Annotated in this window: 16 protein-coding genes; 11 read left to right on the forward strand and 5 right to left on the reverse strand. The window is 64.1% G+C overall.

From position 1 onward, the window contains the following. Positions 1-2 precede the first annotated feature (2 nt). Complete coding sequence (locus AQZ50_RS12580; RefSeq protein ID WP_231730270.1) at positions 3-1,163, reverse strand: hypothetical protein; 1,161 nt, start codon at positions 1,161-1,163, stop codon at positions 3-5. Further along, the gene (locus AQZ50_RS12585; RefSeq protein WP_067746914.1) at positions 1,160-2,290 is read right to left on the reverse strand and encodes a sulfotransferase family protein; all 1,131 of its coding nucleotides are present in this window, start codon (positions 2,288-2,290) and stop codon (positions 1,160-1,162) included. Before AQZ50_RS12585 ends, AQZ50_RS12580 begins: the two co-directional genes overlap by 4 nt. 102 nt (positions 2,291-2,392) lie before the next feature. On the opposite strand from AQZ50_RS12585, the gene AQZ50_RS12590 reads away from it, so the two are divergent. The 3 genes from AQZ50_RS12590 to AQZ50_RS12600 are packed head-to-tail and all read left to right on the forward strand — an operon-like array spanning position 2,393 to position 6,257. Further along, positions 2,393-3,160, forward strand: a complete 768-nt coding sequence (locus AQZ50_RS12590; RefSeq protein ID WP_082703627.1) for an SDR family NAD(P)-dependent oxidoreductase — start codon at positions 2,393-2,395, stop codon at positions 3,158-3,160. 8 nt (positions 3,161-3,168) lie between these two features. Beyond that, the gene (locus AQZ50_RS12595) at positions 3,169-4,770 is read left to right on the forward strand and encodes a GMC family oxidoreductase (protein WP_067746817.1); all 1,602 of its coding nucleotides are present in this window, start codon (positions 3,169-3,171) and stop codon (positions 4,768-4,770) included. Then, entirely contained in the window at positions 4,767-6,257 is a 1,491-nt protein-coding gene (locus AQZ50_RS12600) for an aldehyde dehydrogenase family protein (protein WP_067746818.1), read from the forward strand. The genes AQZ50_RS12595 and AQZ50_RS12600 overlap by 4 nt, the downstream gene beginning before the upstream one ends. Before the next feature lie 157 nt (positions 6,258-6,414). Here the strand turns inward: AQZ50_RS12600 and AQZ50_RS12605 are convergent, their stop codons facing one another. Continuing rightward, the gene (locus tag AQZ50_RS12605) at positions 6,415-7,446 is read right to left on the reverse strand and encodes an LLM class flavin-dependent oxidoreductase (protein WP_082703628.1); all 1,032 of its coding nucleotides are present in this window, start codon (positions 7,444-7,446) and stop codon (positions 6,415-6,417) included. A 126-nt stretch (positions 7,447-7,572) separates the two neighbouring features. Here AQZ50_RS12605 and AQZ50_RS12610 point away from each other — a divergent pair, with 126 nt between their 5' ends. Both AQZ50_RS12610 and AQZ50_RS12615 read left to right on the forward strand, forming a co-directional pair. Further along, on the forward strand, positions 7,573-8,019 hold the full coding sequence (locus AQZ50_RS12610) for a nuclear transport factor 2 family protein (protein ID WP_067746820.1): 447 nt from the start codon (positions 7,573-7,575) through the stop codon (positions 8,017-8,019). Beyond that, on the forward strand, positions 8,016-8,738 hold the full coding sequence (locus AQZ50_RS12615; protein WP_067746821.1) for an SDR family oxidoreductase: 723 nt from the start codon (positions 8,016-8,018) through the stop codon (positions 8,736-8,738). The genes AQZ50_RS12610 and AQZ50_RS12615 overlap by 4 nt, the downstream gene beginning before the upstream one ends. On the opposite strand, the gene AQZ50_RS12620 is transcribed toward AQZ50_RS12615, so the two are convergent. Both AQZ50_RS12620 and AQZ50_RS12625 read right to left on the reverse strand, forming a co-directional pair. After that, the gene (locus tag AQZ50_RS12620) at positions 8,739-9,884 is read right to left on the reverse strand and encodes an oxidoreductase (RefSeq protein WP_067746822.1); all 1,146 of its coding nucleotides are present in this window, start codon (positions 9,882-9,884) and stop codon (positions 8,739-8,741) included. Between the two features lie 122 nt (positions 9,885-10,006). Continuing rightward, entirely contained in the window at positions 10,007-10,234 is a 228-nt protein-coding gene (locus tag AQZ50_RS12625; RefSeq protein ID WP_067746823.1) for a ferredoxin, read from the reverse strand. 108 nt (positions 10,235-10,342) lie between these two features. Between AQZ50_RS12625 and AQZ50_RS12630 the strand changes: the two genes are divergently transcribed. The 6 genes from AQZ50_RS12630 to AQZ50_RS12655 all read left to right on the forward strand — a co-directional run bounded on the left by AQZ50_RS12630 (position 10,343) and on the right by AQZ50_RS12655 (position 16,251). Continuing rightward, positions 10,343-11,731, forward strand: a complete 1,389-nt coding sequence (locus AQZ50_RS12630; RefSeq protein WP_067746916.1) for an aromatic ring-hydroxylating dioxygenase subunit alpha — start codon at positions 10,343-10,345, stop codon at positions 11,729-11,731. 72 nt (positions 11,732-11,803) lie between these two features. Beyond that, positions 11,804-12,385, forward strand: a complete 582-nt coding sequence (locus AQZ50_RS12635) for an aromatic-ring-hydroxylating dioxygenase subunit beta (protein WP_067746824.1) — start codon at positions 11,804-11,806, stop codon at positions 12,383-12,385. Positions 12,386-12,390: 5 nt separating this feature from the next. Then, positions 12,391-13,569, forward strand: a complete 1,179-nt coding sequence (locus tag AQZ50_RS12640; RefSeq protein ID WP_067746825.1) for an NAD(P)/FAD-dependent oxidoreductase — start codon at positions 12,391-12,393, stop codon at positions 13,567-13,569. Continuing rightward, a complete protein-coding gene (locus AQZ50_RS12645) occupies positions 13,566-14,381 on the forward strand; it encodes an SDR family NAD(P)-dependent oxidoreductase (protein WP_067746826.1) in 816 nt (271 codons plus the stop codon). The genes AQZ50_RS12640 and AQZ50_RS12645 overlap by 4 nt, the downstream gene beginning before the upstream one ends. Next, entirely contained in the window at positions 14,378-14,998 is a 621-nt protein-coding gene (locus AQZ50_RS12650; protein WP_067746827.1) for a TetR/AcrR family transcriptional regulator, read from the forward strand. Before AQZ50_RS12645 ends, AQZ50_RS12650 begins: the two co-directional genes overlap by 4 nt. Positions 14,999-15,021: 23 nt before the next feature. Next, positions 15,022-16,251, forward strand: a complete 1,230-nt coding sequence (locus AQZ50_RS12655; protein WP_082703629.1) for an acyl-CoA dehydrogenase family protein — start codon at positions 15,022-15,024, stop codon at positions 16,249-16,251. Positions 16,252-16,336: the final 85 nt, after the last annotated feature.

Here is a 16,336-nt window from a genome sequence, read left to right on the forward strand (position 1 = left end):
CATTACCAACGGCGGCGCATTTGCACCGCACGACGGCGGTGTGTCAGCGCTTCACGACGCGCATCGGGGGTGACCATCGGCGTATCGGCGGGCAGATGCACACGCAATTCATCCTGCCGCACGGCACGTAACGTCGGCGCGGGGCCGCTGCTCGCCTCGGTCCAGCGCAGCATGATCGCGCCTTCGCGGTTGCCACCGGGATCGAGCCAGTTGGGCACCCCCGGATCGTCAAGCGCGATGACCGCGCGGAACTTGCCATCGCCATCGAGCCGCGCCTGCCCGCCGTTGAGGCTGGACTGGTGGTTCATCCAGTCCACGCTGTTCCACAGCATGTCGGACAGCTGCACGTTCCAGTAGCGCACGGTGTCGGGCAGCGCGGTTTCCACAAGCAGGACCATGCCCGGTTCCAGGCGGAACAGGCCCTGATAGTAATGCTGCCCCTGCAAACCGCCGCGCCCGGCCCAGTCATCGTGTTCGAACCGGTTCCACAGGTCCTTTTTGCGCTGGGCGGCGATAAAGCCCAGCGCCATACCGGCCAGCCGTTCGGGATAGCCCGCCAGCGCCGACAGCCGCGCGACGATTTCGGCGGCGTCGGGCTTGCGCGCGCGGAGCGGCGCATCGGTGCGCTCGATCGCGATCCGCGCCTCGCGTCCCGCCCCCCACTCGTAACTCGCCTGCCGCAGCGACAGCGAGCGCGCGCTCGGGTCGAGCCGGTGCCAGTCACCGGTCCAGTCGGGCGGGCGCTCGGCGCTGAGCAGCAAGGCGAACCGCCCGGCCTTCAGCGTCAGCCGGTCGAAATCGATCGTGCCCAACGAGGGGCCCGGACGGTCCATCACCCCCAGCCCGCCTGCGGCGATGTCCATCAGCAGGAACAAGGCATCGCCACGTTCGCCGGTCAGCAGATAATGCCCCGCCCCGTCGATCGACGCCGTGCCATAGATGAAATCGGGATTGGTGCCGACGCAGTTGAGATGCGTGTTCACTGCGGGCACGAAATCGGGCCGATCGGGATCGGCAAAGGCGGTGAACCAGCCCGAAGCCAGCGTCAGAAAGAACAGCCGTTCGGCCTCGGCCACTTGCGCCGGATCGGCGGGATCGGCGAGCAGCGGCAGGAGCTTGGCCGCTTCGCCCAGCGTGGCGAGGTAATCTTGCCAATCGCTCACAGGAAGTCCGCGTATTCGGCGATGTAGTCGGCATAGACGCTTTCGACCTGATCGCGGGTGAGGCCATAGTCGGACAGCTCGTAGCGGTGTGCACCATGTTTGTCGGCGGGATTGTCATGCCACCACTGGCGCACTGCGGCTTGCGACTGCTCGGTAAAGTCCATGCCCGCATGATCATACACTTGCCGCACGACCGCCACCGGATCGGCAACCAGATCGCGGAACCGCAGATCCAGCACGCGCACTTGTGGATTCGCCTTGCGAAAGGCCATCGCGGCAACTTGGCCATCGTGCCACAAGTGCAGCAGTTCCTGCCCCAGCGCGGCGCGATCGATCTTGCCGAAACTGACACAACGGATAACTTCGATCAGCCGCGAAATGGACGCCATCACGGTCACCGGGTCGCGGTGCGGCTGCACCAGCACGGCATCGGGATAGACGCTGAACAGTTCCGGCAAGTGAAAGGCGTGTTCCTGCACTTTGAGCACCCACCGATCGCGCGGGTTTTTCCATGCCAGATGTTGCAGCCACATTTTATGCACGCGATAGCCGAAGCGCGTGTCGGCGTCGCGATACCAGCGGTAATAGCCCGGCAGGCTGAACAGCATCGTCGGGTTGATCCCCTGAAATGCGGTTTCGAGAATCATCCCGCATTCCTGCGGCACACGCGCGCCGATCGGGTGGGCTTTCAGCACGTCGGCCCAGGCTCCGGTAAAATTGGCGGCGACATAGGCGTCGAACCCGTCCGCGCGCGGATCGCTGGCAAATGTCGCGGCATCGGGCGGTGGCGACGGCGCTGCTACTTCCCATTGCAGCGGCGTGCGCACCGCAGGATCGGCACCGATCAGCGCGTGCAGGATCGATGTTCCACAACGCGGCAGGCCCAGGATGAACACCGGGCGATCGATCGCGACATCGGCGATGGCGGGATGCGCCGCGCGGTCGGCCACGATCGCCGCCAACCGCGCCAGATTGTCGCGGAACTGCGCCAGCGCGCGGGCTCGCCCCTCGGCGGACAGGCCCGATTCCCCGGCCAGCGCGGCGAGCGCAGCGGTGAGCCCGGGCCGCGTACCATCGGCCATTTCTCCGACCAGTCCAGCGTCGGCAAGCATATCTTCAGCTGTCATCATCGCCGCAGGGTAGGATGCCGAAATGCGGCCTCACCCGTCTTGGGATAGGGGGCAGACAACGGTCGGCCCGGCAATTCACCGCAGAAGGGAGATGCCGCGATGACGCTTGATCTGAACCAGCTGTACAATCTCGCCGGCAAATCGGTGATCGTGACCGGCGCGGCACAAGGCATGGGCGAGGCGTTCGCCCGGCACTTTGCCGCGATCGGCGCGCACGTCACGCTGGCCGATGTCAGCCGGGATCGCCTGCACGCGGTGGCCAACGACATCGGGGGCCATGCCGTCGCCGCCGACATGGCAAGCGAAGCCGACGTGGTGGCGTTGGTCAAAGCGGCGCGGGCGAAATTCGGACGCATCGACATTCTGGTCAACAACGCCGGGGTGCAGGATCGCCGCATGCTCGAAGACACCGATCTGGCCTATTGGGATCGTGTGCTGGATATCAATTTGCGCGGGGTGATGCTGGCAATCCGCGAAGTGGTGGCAGTGATGCGCGCCGATGGAACGCGCGGCACGATCGTCAACATCGCCTCGAACAGCGCGTTTCACCCGATGGCCCCCAGCCTGATGGCCTATGCCGCATCGAAGGCGGGGGTCGTCTCGCTGACCCGGTCGGCGGCGATGGAACTCGCCCGCGAGGGCATCCGCGTCAATGCGGTGTGCCCGGGCAACACCACCACCCCGGGGCAAGGAAGCGCAGGCGGCCCCGGTTTCCCGCCCGAAGTGATTGCCAAATTCATGCCGCCGCTGGGCCGACCGGGACGCCCCGACGACATCGCCGCCGCGGTGTTGTTTCTGGCCTCCGACGCGGCGAGCTATATCACCGGCCAGACGCTCGTCGCCGACGGCGGACATCTGATCGGATAAGCAGAACCGTGACCGATATCTTTGATTTCATCGTGGTTGGTGCGGGCTCTGCCGGATGCGTGCTGGCCAACCGGCTGTCCGCCGATCCGGGGACGCGCGTGCTGCTGATCGAATGCGGGCCCGATGACAAGAGCCCGCTGATCCGTATGCCGCGCGGGCTGGGAAAGCTGCTCGATCCGGCCAATCCGCATGTGTTTGCCTATCCGGTCAGCCCCGCGGGCAACCAGCCGCAGGAACTGTGGCTGAAAGGGCGAACGGTCGGCGGGTCGAGTTCGATCAACGGCATGGTCTATATGCGGGGGAGCCCGCAGGACTATGACGACTGGGCGCGCGCGGGATGCACGGGGTGGGGTTGGGACCGGATCGGCGCGCACTATGTCGCGCTGGAGGACCACGTGCTGGGCGCCGATCGGTGGCGCGGAGTCGGCGGGCCGTTGAAGATTTCGCGCTATCCGAAGGGCAATCCGCTGGCGCAGGCGATCCTCGATGCGGCGGGCGAAGCGGGCGTGCCGCAAGTCGAGGATGTCAACCACACCGATGTCGTCGCCGATCAGGGCATGGGCTATCAAACCGCGACGATCTGGTGCGGCGAGCGGTTTTCCGCGGCGCGCGCGTTTCTCGATCCGGTGCGCAGCCGACCCAACCTGACGATCCGCACGGGCGCCCGCGTCGAACGCGTATTGTTCGAAGGACGACGCGCCTGCGGCGTGGTGCTCGACGGCCATGCCATCGCCTGCCGGGGCGAAGTGATCCTGAGCGCGGGCGCGGTCGAATCACCAAAGCTGCTCGAATTGTCGGGCATCGGCGATGCAGCGCGATTGCGTGCCTTGGGCATCGAGCCATTGGTGCACAGCCCGCTGGTGGGCGAAAACTTGCGCGAACATCGCTATGTCGCGGTTGACTGGCAAGTCACCGGGCACAGCTCGAACCAGCAGTTGCAGGGGGTGAACCTGCTGCTTTCGGTCTTGCGCTATCTGTTTGGCCGCAAGGGCCCGATGACCGATGCCGCGCACGAAGTCGGCGGGTTCATCAAGACCCGTCCCGGGCTCGACCGGCCCGACGCGCAAGTGGGATCGATGTTGGTGACGATGGGCATCGATGCGGCAGGCAAGGTGAAGCTCGACAGCTTTCCGGGCTTGCGCATGCTCGGCTATTTCACCCGGCCCGAAAGCCGTGGATCGACGCACATCACGTCTGCCAATGCGGCGCTCCCGCCGCGGATCGACGCCAACCACTTTGCCGAAGAGATCGACCGTCAGACCGCGCTCGGTCTGTTCAAATGGCTGCGGCGGCTGGGCGAACAACCCGCGCTGGCGCGGTGGATCGTGCGCGAATGCGGCAAAGGCGCGGATATCCGCAGCGATGCCGATATCCTCGCCAACCTGTTGCAACTGGGCGGCACCAGTTTTCACATCGCGGGCACCGCCGCGATGGGCAGCGCCCAAACCAGCGTGCTCGATCCGCAATTGCGCGTGCGCGGGGTCGACGGCCTTCGTGTCTGCGACACCTCGATCATGCCGACGCTCGTGTCCGGCAACACCAATGCCCCGGCGATGGCACTGGCCATGAACGCCGCCGACATCATCCTTGCGAAAGATCCAGCCCGATGACGATCCCCTTCACCCACATCGACCACGTCTACATCAACGGCGCATGGGCGGCGCCCGAAGCGGGCCACGAAGCGGTGATCAACCCGGCGACCGGCGCCGTGATCGGCCAGGCGCCGCAAGCCGGCCTGCGCCAGGTCGATGCCGCGATTGCCGCCGCGCGCGACGCGTTCGACAAGGGGCCCTGGCCCGCGCTGTCGATGGACCAGCGCGCCGACGTGATGCAGCGCATGGTCGAAGAGCTGCGCGCGCGGCAGAGCGAGATCGCCGCGCTGATCGTTGCCGAAGTCGGCTGTGCCCAGCACATTACCCACGCGATGCAGGTCGCCAATCCGATCAGCCATCTGGAGGCGGCGATCAAATACGCCCGCCGTGACGAGCCCGAGCGCCTGCCGATCGACGTGACCCCCAACATGTTCGTCCCCGGCGGGCCGCAATCCATCGGCGGCACGACTGTCGTGCGCGAACCGATCGGCGTGGTCAGTGCGATCACCGGCTACAATTTTCCGTTTCTGCTCAACCTTGCCAAGATTGCGCCCGCCTTGCTCGCGGGCTGTACCCTGGTGCTCAAGCCATCGCAGTTCACGCCCTATTCGGCGCTGCTGTTCGGCGAAATTGCCGACGCGATCGGTTTACCGGCGGGCGTGCTCAACGTCGTCACGGGCGGGATCGCCGAAGGGCAATTGCTGTGCACCGATGAGCGCGTGGACATGGTAACGTTTACCGGGTCAGAGGGCGTTGGCGCCGCGATCATGGCGCAGGCCGCACCCACCTTGAAGAAAGTCCATCTCGAACTGGGGGGCAAATCGGCGATGATCGTGCGCCATGACGCCGACGTCGCGCGCGCGGCGGCCATGGCGGTGGGGTTCCTGTCAGTCAACGCCGGACAAGGCTGCGCCATTCCCACCCGCCTGCTGGTGCACAACAGCATTCGGCCCCAGTTCGCGCAGATTGCCAGGGCCGTGGCCGCGCAGATCAAGGTGGGCGATGCCTCCGACCCCGGCGTGACAATGGGCCCGCTGATCCGCGAGAGCCAGCGCGCCAAAGTCGAACATTATATCGCGCTGGGCAAGCAGGCGGGCGCCACCCTGCTGTGCGGTGGCGGACGACCGGCGGGGCTGGAAAGTGGCTTCTTCATCGAGATGTCGCTGTTCGACGATGTCACCAATGACATGGCGATCGCGCAAGACGAAATCTTTGGCCCCGTCGGCTGCATCATCGGGTTTGACAGCGATAACGAGGCAATCGCCATTGCCAACGCATCGCGTTATGGCCTCAATGGCGCGATCGAGACAGCCGACGCTGCCACCGGCTATGCCATGGCGCTGCGTATCCGCGCGGGCAGCGTGGCACTGAACGGTGGAACCGGCACGATGAGCTATGCCCCGATCGGCGGGTACAAACGATCGGGGATCGGTCGCGAATACGGCCCCAACTGGATGCGCGAATACCAGCACGAAAAGTCGGTGTTCTACCCGATCGGGCGCTAGTGACCCAAATCTGAAGTTCGCCTGACCAAGAGGCTGGGTGGGTGCGAACTTCAGATTCAAAAGGGTCACTAGAAACATTTGATTCTAGTGTGGTTTAAGGATTTGAAATTCGCTCCGTACCTGGCCGCTTAATGAGGCGAATTTCAAATCCACCACACTAGAATGTTTGTACTACCGGCAGGATCGAGGCGGCGAAGCAGTCCATCGCCGCTTCGCGCTGGGCCGGGTCGCCGATGCCCCAGGCCAGATCGACCACGCCTACGCCGCAATCGCGCAATGTCTCGAACCGGCCTTTGAGCGTTTCTGGTCCGCCGACAAAATAGGGTTCGGTCACCAACGGCACGATTGGCGGACCCCCCATGGTCTTTTGCTCAATCCGGGCCTGTTCGGCCGCTTTCTTGCCAAAGAACGCTCCCATGTCGGCCTGCGCTTGCGCATCGCCTGGCGCGGCATAGGCGATACCGCGATAGATCACCTGATCGGGGCGAGGCTGCCAGCCGGCCCTGGCGGCTTCGGCATGGTAGAGCTTTACCCAACCCGCCACGACATCCACCGGCGCAAACGAAAAGGCGATACCCATGCCCCGCGCGGCAGCGAAGCGCACCGATTCCTCGCTGTTTCCCGACCCATAGATCGGCGGATACGGTTCCTGCAGCGGACGCGGCCAGACCGCGACCGTGCCAAAGTCATAGTGCGCGCCCGACCAGGCGAACGCTTCGTCGCTCGTCCACGCCTTGATGATCAGATCAATGCCCTCTTGGGTCATCGCGCGGGTGGTCTGCGGATCGTTGCCATACGTGCGATGTTCGTTGGGTGTGCCCCGCAGAAACAGCACCACCATGCGCCCGCCCGACAGCTGATCGACCATCGCCAGTTCTTCGGCCAGGCGCACCGGGTTGCACAGCGGCACCAGCGGCCCGAGCAGCGCGATTTTGGCACGGCTGGTCACCTGGCTGAGCGCGGCGGCCATGACGCAAGGATTGGGGGTCAGGATATAGGGGGCATAGTGATGCTCCGACACGCTGACCCAGTCGAACCCCAGCGTATCGGCGCGGCGCGCCATCGCCAGGCTATGCGAAAATGCGGCGGCGGCAAGGTCGCGCCGGCAATAGTGTGGTTCCGCAGGCCAGATTTCCAGGCCCGGCGCCGGTCCGTCGTATCCCGTCATGCACAGGCTTGAAACCAGCATGCCCTTATCCTTACCTGCCTTTTTTGGCGGGATAAGGCCGATGCACCTGCCATCCCCCTACCCAAAGGAGGGCGAAGCGTCGCCGGCCTGGGCTAGTCTTTTCCCGACAAGACGGGGGAGGCAGACATGAACCAGCTCGGCAATGCGGGCACCGGCCTCAGCGCGCAGGACGAACGCGCGATTGCAGCGGTGCTCGTCGCCTATGCCAGCGGCATCGATCAGCGCGACTGGCGCTTGTTCCATTCGTGCTTCACGCCTGATTGCGAGGCGGATTACGGCCAGTTCGGCCACTGGCACGGCGCCCATGCGATCACCGCGTTCATGAAAGAGGCGCATGCCATCTGCGGCGCCACACTGCACCGCATCACCAATATCGACATCCGCAGCCACAATGGCAGCGTCCACGTGCGCAGCTATGTCGACGCGCTGCTGATGCCGCAAATCGAAGGGGGGCCGATCCATCGCGGCATCGGCACCTATGACGACCAGTTCGCGCGCACCGCCAATGGCTGGCAGATCGCCCGCCGGCAGTTCAACGTCGTGCTGATCGATCAGGTTGGAGCCCTGGCATGACACTGACCGGCAAGACTGCCGTGATCACCGGCGCATCGGCGGGGATCGGCGCCGCCACCGCGCAACGGCTGGCGCAGTCCGGGGCGCAAGTCCTGCTGGTCGCGCGACGCCAGGACCGGCTCGACGCGCTGGCCCGCGATATCGGCGCGAAAGCCACCACCCTGGCGCTCGACCTTTCCGCGCCCGAGGCGGCGCAGGCGATGCTCGATGCGGCGGTCGAACGGTTGGGCCGCATCGACATTCTGGTCAACAACGCCGGAATCTTGCGCACCAGCCATGTCGACGCATTTGACCTTGCCGAACTCGAACCGCTGATCGCGATCAATTACACGGCGGTGGTGCGCGCCAGCATGCTGTTTGCGCGGGTGATGAAGGCACAAGGCAGCGGCCAGATCGTCAACATTTCGAGCATCGGCGCCAGCCTGACTGCCGCCGGGACAGGCGTTTATGGCGGGCTCAAGGCAGCGCTCGAACGCTTTACCGATGTGCTGCGGATCGAACTGGCGGGCAGCGGCGTGCGCGTCGGACTGGTCGCCCCGGGAACCACCACCACCGAAATCTTTGGCGACATGAAAGCCAAAGGTCAGCCCGGGTGGGACGAATTCATCCCGCCGCTGGCGCCCGATGACATCGCCAGGGCAGTGGCCTTCATGTGCGAACAGTCGGGCAACGCCAACGCCGCGCGAATCCACATTTATGCCACGGCAGAGAGCTTCTGATCAGTCCAGCCGGGCATAAGCGGACAGATCGAACGGCTTGAACGCCTCGCCCCGGCGCAATTTGCCGATCCAGTCGGCATCCATCAGCGCCGCGCGCCCGATCGCGACCAGATCGAATTCGCCCGCAGCAAACCGCCGGGCCACTTCGTCCAGATTGTCGAGCGTGTGCGTGGACTCGACAAACGAGCTTTGCAGATCCTTGTCAAAGCCGATGCCGCCAACCGTCATCACCGTTTTTCCGGTGAGCTGCCGCACCCAACCGGACAGGCCCATGTCCGATCCGTCGAACGCGGCTTCGTTGAACCGGCGGGTCGAGACATCGAAAATATCAACGCCCGCATCGACCAGCGCCCCGGTGATAACGCCCAGTTCCTGCGGGGTCTGCGCCAGTCGGGCGCCGTAATCCTGCAATTTCCATTGCGACAGGCGGAATATGATCGGCTTGTCGGCCGGGATCACGCGCCGCACCGCGCGCACCACATCGCAGGCCAGACGCGTGCGCCGCAGCGGATCGCCGCCCCAGGCATCGGTGCGATGGTTGGTCTGCGCCCACAAAAAGCTGTCGAGCAGATAGCCGTGCCCGCCGTGCAGCGCGATCGCGTCAAAGCCCAGCGCATGCGCATTGGCGGCGCTGCGCGCAAAGCCGGCGATCACGTCGGCAATATCGGATTCGCTGGCCGGTCCGGTGGGCGCACGAACCGCTTCAAGATAGGCAGGCGGCAGCGCAGCCCGATCGAAAGGCCCCCAAATGCCCGAAGGACTGACCGACACGGCCTCTGGATGCGGCCCTGTCCCGGCCAGCCGGATCGGACCCATGTGCCACAATTGCGGCGCAATCTTCCCGCCTGCCGCATGCACCGCATCGACCACCCTTTGCCATCCGGCCAGCGCCGCCTCGCCGTGCATCAGCGGCAGCGCCGGACCGCCGGTGGTGCCATCGCCCAGCGCTGCCGGATGATCGGGCCCGACGCCTTCGGTAATCACCAGCCCCATGGGTGCGCGGCGCGCATAATAACGCGCAACATCGGGCCCCGGCACGCCGTGCGGGCTGAAATTGCGAGTCATCGGCGACATGACGAAGCGGTTCGCCATGGTCAGCGAGCCGCAGGCAAAGGGCGTAAACAAGGGCTCTAACTGATCACGCATGGATATCCTCGCACCGTTACCGCGCAGGATTTCCTCGCATCAGCGGGGGATACCACCTGTCGCGCGGCAGGGTGTCTGGCCGGCAGGGTGTCTGGGCGGCAGGGTGTCTGGGCGGCAGGGCGTCAGGCCGGGACCAGCTTGAGCGCCGCCTGCGGGCAGGCATCGGCACCTTCGCGCGCCAGATCTTCCAGACCTTCGGGCACCAGTTCATCATCGACATAGACGATGCCGTTTCCGTCCAGCTTGTACACTTCGGGGCAGATTTCGGCGCAGACGCCATAGCCGCAGCATGCCGGCTTGTTGATCACCACTTTCAGTTTGCCCTGTACCGGTTTGCCCTGTTCGGACATCGAAAAACTCCTGTCATCCTCTTCCTGACGCGAACTTACATGTTGAACACATTTCATTCAATATGTATGATGCGAATCAACGATAAAAACCCCGAGGAGAAATGTGCCATGCTGCAACATGCAGGCCTGGTCCTGAACGACGGCACCACGCTCGACGATTTGGTCATGCGCAACAGCAACGAAGTGTCGTTGCGCGTAATGACCGATAAAGAGCTGTATTCCCATGAAATGGAGCGGATTTTCGCCAAGACCTGGCTCTTGCTGGGGCACGAGAGCGAAATCCCCAAGGCGGGCGATTTCATCGTTCGCGACATGGCCGAAGACAATGTCATCGTTGCGCGCGGTCGCGACGGCGACGTGCATGTCTCGCTCAATGTCTGCCCGCATCGCGGCATGCGCGTGTGCCTGGGTGAAGCGGGCAACAAGACCATCCACCAGTGCATCTATCACGGCTGGGCATTCCGCCCGAACGGCGACTTCATCGGCGCGCCGATCGAAAAGGAAAAGATGCACGGCAACGATATCGACAAGGCCACGCTCGGCCTGAAAAAGGCGCGCACACATCTCTATGGCGGGCTGATTTTCGCCACCTGGAATGTCGATGGCCCGTCGTTCGACGAATATCTCGGCGACATCAAATATTACATGGATCAGCTGTTCTGCCGCACCGACAACGGGCTGGAACTGCTCGGCCCGCCACAGCGCTTCATCGTGCCGTGCAACTGGAAAGTGGCGGGCGAGCAATCGGGCTCCGACGGCTTTCACACGCTGACGCTGCACCGGTCACTGATGGAAGGCGGCGTGATGGGCGGCACTGCCGAGACGATCTATGATCAGGCGCCGGGGATGTATGGCGTCGATGTGTCGTGCGCACAGGGCCATTCGCTGCGCTGTCTGGAGGCCGAAAAGACCTTCAAGATGTTTGCCGACGTGCCGTTCGAGGGCAAATCGGTGGTCGAACGGCTCAACCTGCTGACCCCGCCGGGCATCACCAAGGAGATGATCCCGCAACTGTTCAACAACCTGTCGGCCGATCAGGTCGAACAGCTGGCGACGATCCCGCCGCAAGTGGGCGGCATGTTCCCCAACGTGCTGATCGCGTTCATCTTTGCCCCGCGCACCGATGGCGGATCGTCGGGCGCGCTGGCGCTGCACACTTATGTGCCCAAGGGACCCGATCACGTCGAATTCGTCAATTTCATCTTTGCCGAAAAAGACGCGCCCGAACAGATGAAGCGCGACATGCTGCAAAACTCGATCCAGGCGACCGGCACCTCGGGCACGATCGAACAGGATGACGCCGATGTCTGGCCGGTGATCATGCGCAACGCGCGCGGCGCGGTATCCAAGCACATCACGCTGAAATACCAGGCGCTGCACGGCCACGAACGCCCCGAAGGGTGGAAGGGCGGCGGGTTGCTCTACCCCGGCTTTACCAAGGATGACACCCAGTGGAACTGGTGGCTCGCCTATTATGACCTGATGAGCGCAGCCTGAGCATCGTGCGAAAATGCGGGAACCGGCTTTTTGCAAAAACGATGCGACCACAAAGCCTTTGAGGATAACGACATGACCTGGGTGACCAAATCGACCGCCGCGCCCGATTCCACCACGATCCTGCGCGGGCTGACCTCGCGCAATCGCGTGCCGCTGGGCTCGGAGCTTTACAACCGCCTGCTCGAAACCTTGTACGACGAAGCCGCCGCGCTCGATGAACGGCGATTTGACGATTGGGTTGCGCTGCTGGCCAAAGACCTGATCTATCAGGCGCCGATCCGCATCACGCGCACCGGCCCGAACCGTGATCGCGACGTGATGCGCACGATGTTCCATTTCGACGAAGACTACAATTCGATCCTGATGCGCACCGGTCGCCTGCAAAAGAGCGCCTGGGCCGAAGATCCGCCGTCGCGTTGCCGCCGGTTTGTCACCAATGTGCGCGTCGCGGCAAGCGAGATCGCCAACGAATACGAAGCGGTCAGCTATCTGTTCCTCGAACGCAGCCGTGGCGACAACCCGCACAATGAAACGCTGACCGCCGAACGCCGCGACGTGTGGCGCGAAGGCGAAGGCGGCTTTACCCTCGCCCGGCGCGAGATCATTGTCGATCAATCGGTGCTCGGCATGTCCAACCTCGCGGTTTTCCTCTGACCGCGATGGGCACTTCGGCTCCCCCCTCGATTGTCGTGGTCGGCAGCGGGCTGGCCGGGTTCGGCGTGCTGCGCGAATTGCGCAAGGTATCGCCAGAAGCCCGGCTGACGCTCGTCACGCTCGAAGACGGGCATTTTTACTCAAAGCCCGCGCTGTCGACTGCGCTTGCCAAAGGCAAGACCGCGCAAACGCTGATCACTTCGACGGCGGAAAAAATGGCCAGCCAGCTTCGGCTCGACGCGCGCATCGGCCGCGCGGCAGAGGCGATCGACCGCGCAGGCAAGGCCTTGCTGACTACCGGGGGGCCCGTGGCCTATGATGCGCTGGTGCTGGCAACCGGCGCCATGCCGGTGCGGCCGCAGATCGAAGGCGATGCGGCGCATCGTGCGATCGCGGTCAACCAGCTCGATCATTATGCACGCTTTCGCGACGAGTTGCCGGTGGGCGCGCGCGTGCTGATCATGGGATCGGGGCTGGTCGGCACCGAATTTGCCAACGACCTGATCCAGACCGGCTATCGCCCGGTGGTGGTCGACATGCTGCCGCTGCCGCTGGCCCAACTGGTGCCGCCCGCAGTGGGCGAAAAAGTCCGCGATGCGCTGGCCGCCGAAGGGGTCGAATGGCACCTTGGCCGCAAGGTCGTGGCGATCGATTACAAGGCCCCTGCCCCCGGCTATGTCGCCACGCTCGACAACGGCACCATTGTGGAGGCCGATCTGGTGCTGTCGGCGGTGGGCTTGCGCCCCAATGTCGCGCTCGCCGCAGAGGCCGGGCTCGATGTCGGGCTCGGGATCAAGGTCGATGCCCATGGCCGAACCAGCGATCCGCATATCTATGCCATCGGCGATTGCGCCGAATATCCGCACGGGCTGTCGGCCTATGTGACCCCGATCATGGCGGCCGCGCGCGCGATTGCCCCGTCGGCGCTCGGCACCCCGACCGAAATCCGCTTTCCGCCGCTGTCGGTGCAGGTCAAGACCACGCTGTTGCCGATCAACCTGCTGCCGCCGCCGCGCGATGCGGTGGGCGAATGGCGCTGCATCGAAGACGATGCGCAAGGCTCGAAGCACGTTTTCACCGACGCCGAGGGCCGGTTGCGCGGCTATGTGCTGACCCACGACAAGTGCGAACAACGCACGACTATGGACGCCCAAATGGGCGCAAAATCGGGAGAGACTGTGTGAGCCGACTGCTCGACGGAAAAGTTGCCATTGTCACCGGCGGGGCCAAAGGGCTCGGCCACGGGATTTCACGCGCGATGGCCAAAGAGGGCGCATCGGTGCTGATCACCGGGCGCGACGGCGCAGCGACCGAAGCCGTCGCGGCCGAAATCCGCCGCGAATTTGGCACCGGCGCGGTCGGCATCGCCGCCGACATGCGTGACAAGGCGCAAGTGGAGGCGATGGTCGAACGCGCGGTTGCGGAATTCGGCGGGCTGGACAGTCTGGTCACCAATGCCTCGCAACTGTCGCCCAATGTCCTGCTCGAACACAAGACCGACGAAATGCTCGCCGACACGCTGGCCGTGGGCATCTGGGGCACATGGTGGGCGATGCGCGCCGCGTTTCCGCATATGCAAAAGCGCGGCGGCGGCACGGTGATCAATTTCTATTCGATCGATGCCGATACCGGCGCGTGGCTCCATTCGGATTACAATATCAACAAGATGGGCATTCTGGGCCTGACGCGCAGCGCGGCGGTCGAATGGGGCCGGTTCAACATCCGCGTCAACGCCATTGCGCCCACCGGCATGGGCCAGGTGTTTGCCCAACTGGTCAAGGACGTGCCCGGATTTCTCGACATGGCGACATCGACCAATCCGCTCAAGCGCGCGGGCGATCCGGAGAAGGATATCGGCCCGGTGGTAGTGTTCCTCGCATCGGAAATGTCGCGTTTCATCACTGGCGAGATGATCAATGTCGATGGCGGGCAGAATCTGCCCGGCTACGTCAGCATCCCGCACAATCTCAAAGAGATGGAAGAAGGCTCTGCATGAAGCTGACCGACGCCCGGATTGACGAAGCCGCCCTGCCCGAGGCGGAGCTTTCGCCCAGCGTGATCCGCATCCTGAGCGGTGCGCTGGATGCAATCGCGGCGCGCGGCACCAAGCGCCTGTCGATGAGCGATATCATCGATGCCAGCGGCGTTTCGCGCGGGACCTTGTACCGGTATTTCTCCAACAAGGACCAGGTTCTGGCCGCAGTCGCGGAATTTGTCTGCACCGGGTTCGAGAGCGGCATTCGCGAAGCCGGCAAGGGTATCGACGACCCGATCGAACGGCTGCGCGCGGTGATGCAGTTCTATGACCGCTATACCGACGAGAATTCACCGGGCCGCATTTTCGAAGTGGAACCCGCATTTCATCTCGCCTTTTTCCGCAGCCGCTTTGGCCGCTACAAACAGGCTGTGCTCGACGCGCTTGATCCGACGTTCGATTATCTCGACCGACTGCTGGGCGAACCGCTCCAACGCGACGCCTTTGCCGAATTGCTGGTGCGAACCCAGCTCAGCACGCTGCTGATCCCCGCCGACAACGAATGGAAACAGCTGTGGAACGGCTCGGCAGACCGTGTCCGCAAATGGGCGCTGACGATCGCTGCCGCACGCAATTAGAATCAGCAAAAAGGAACATCAGGATGGCAACCGCACTCCAGGTCGAGATCCCCGACCACGCAACTTTCGCCGACAAGGCAACAGCCGACGCGATGGTCGCCAAGGCGATCGCATTGCGCCCCCTGCTTCAGGCCGAGGCCGCTGCCGGCGAAAAGCAGCGCTCGCCCACCAAGGCGGTCGAACAGGCGCTGTTCGAAAACCGCATCCTTTGCGCCATGCTGCCCAAACGGCTGGGCGGGGTCGGCCTCTCGTTCACCGATTTCTGCCGCATGCAGATCGAAATTGCCAAAGGCGATCCCTCGATCAGTTGGGTGGTACAGATCATCAACGGCACCAGCTGGGTGACCAGCCTCGCGCCTGACTCCGTGCAGGACGCGGTGTTCGGGGATGGGCCGACCACGGTGTGCGGCGCCTACAATCCTCCGGGCAAGGCGCGCAAAGTCGATGGCGGCTGGATCATCAACGGCGCCTGGCCCTATACTTCGGGATCGCGTCAGTCGAAGTGGGCGCAGCAGGGCGTCGTGCTCGAAGGCTATGACGGCCCCGTCGTTCCCGGCATTTCAATGTGCTATATTCCGTTCAGCGACCTGACCATCACCGACAGCTGGTTCGTCACCGGCATGCAGGGCACGGGTTCCGACACCAGCGTGGCCAAGGACGTGTTCATCCCCGAAGGCCAGATGGTGCTGATGGACGAACGCGCCGGGCAGATCGACCGCACCAAGCGGCATTTCGGCGCGCCGTCCGACGTGCTGCCGGTGGTGCCGGTGGTGCGCACCACGGGCATTGCGCAATTGATCGGCGCGGTCGAAGCGATGCTCGAAATCGTGCGCGCCGAGGCCGCGACCAAGCCCGTGTTGACCACCATTATCGGCCCGCGCGTCAAATCGGGCGCGTACATGCGCGATCTGGGTGAAGCGGCGGCGGCGATCGATACCGCCAAGCTGATCCTGTTCCATCTGGTCGGCGATTTTGACCGCGTCGGGCTGACCGATGGCGCACTGACGCTCGAAGAAAAGGCGCGCCATCGCGCACAATGCGCGCAGATGATCAAGCTGATCCACTCGGCGTCGGAATCGCTGATGTTTCTGGCGGGATCGTCGGCCTTTTCGCTCGACAAGCCGATCAGCCGGTATTGGAAGGACGTCTCGATGGGGCTGCGCCACATCCAGAACATCCCGACGATCGGCTATGAAATCTATGGCCGCAATATCGCCGGTGGCGACATGATCTCGCCGCCCGGCGCCTATTGATCGGGGATCAGGCGCGCGCGCAATCATGCCGGTATTTCGTCGCGCGCCTGAACCGTCGGCTGCCCGATCTCATCGATCACGTGCA

The sequence above is a fragment of the Novosphingobium sp. Fuku2-ISO-50 genome (assembly GCF_001519055.1).
Lineage (GTDB): Bacteria > Pseudomonadota > Alphaproteobacteria > Sphingomonadales > Sphingomonadaceae > Novosphingobium.

Excerpts from the sequence above, each read along its gene's own strand:
- AQZ50_RS12640 (WP_067746825.1), top strand. The coding sequence starts at position 12,391 with ATGGGCACTTCGGCTCCCCCCTCGATTGTCGTGGTCGGCAGCGGGCTG.
- AQZ50_RS12590 (WP_082703627.1), top strand. The coding sequence starts at position 2,393 with ATGACGCTTGATCTGAACCAGCTGTACAATCTCGCCGGCAAATCGGTG.
- AQZ50_RS12625 (WP_067746823.1), bottom strand. The coding sequence starts at position 10,234 with ATGTCCGAACAGGGCAAACCGGTACAGGGCAAACTGAAAGTGGTGATC.
- AQZ50_RS12600 (WP_067746818.1), top strand. The coding sequence starts at position 4,767 with ATGACGATCCCCTTCACCCACATCGACCACGTCTACATCAACGGCGCA.
- AQZ50_RS12650 (WP_067746827.1), top strand. The coding sequence starts at position 14,378 with ATGAAGCTGACCGACGCCCGGATTGACGAAGCCGCCCTGCCCGAGGCG.
- AQZ50_RS12615 (WP_067746821.1), top strand. The coding sequence starts at position 8,016 with ATGACACTGACCGGCAAGACTGCCGTGATCACCGGCGCATCGGCGGGG.
- AQZ50_RS12630 (WP_067746916.1), top strand. The coding sequence starts at position 10,343 with ATGCTGCAACATGCAGGCCTGGTCCTGAACGACGGCACCACGCTCGAC.
- AQZ50_RS12655 (WP_082703629.1), top strand. The coding sequence starts at position 15,022 with ATGGCAACCGCACTCCAGGTCGAGATCCCCGACCACGCAACTTTCGCC.
- AQZ50_RS12610 (WP_067746820.1), top strand. The coding sequence starts at position 7,573 with ATGAACCAGCTCGGCAATGCGGGCACCGGCCTCAGCGCGCAGGACGAA.
- AQZ50_RS12620 (WP_067746822.1), bottom strand. The coding sequence starts at position 9,884 with ATGCGTGATCAGTTAGAGCCCTTGTTTACGCCCTTTGCCTGCGGCTCG.
- AQZ50_RS12585 (WP_067746914.1), bottom strand. The coding sequence starts at position 2,290 with ATGACAGCTGAAGATATGCTTGCCGACGCTGGACTGGTCGGAGAAATG.
- AQZ50_RS12605 (WP_082703628.1), bottom strand. The coding sequence starts at position 7,446 with ATGCTGGTTTCAAGCCTGTGCATGACGGGATACGACGGACCGGCGCCG.
- AQZ50_RS12635 (WP_067746824.1), top strand. The coding sequence starts at position 11,804 with ATGACCTGGGTGACCAAATCGACCGCCGCGCCCGATTCCACCACGATC.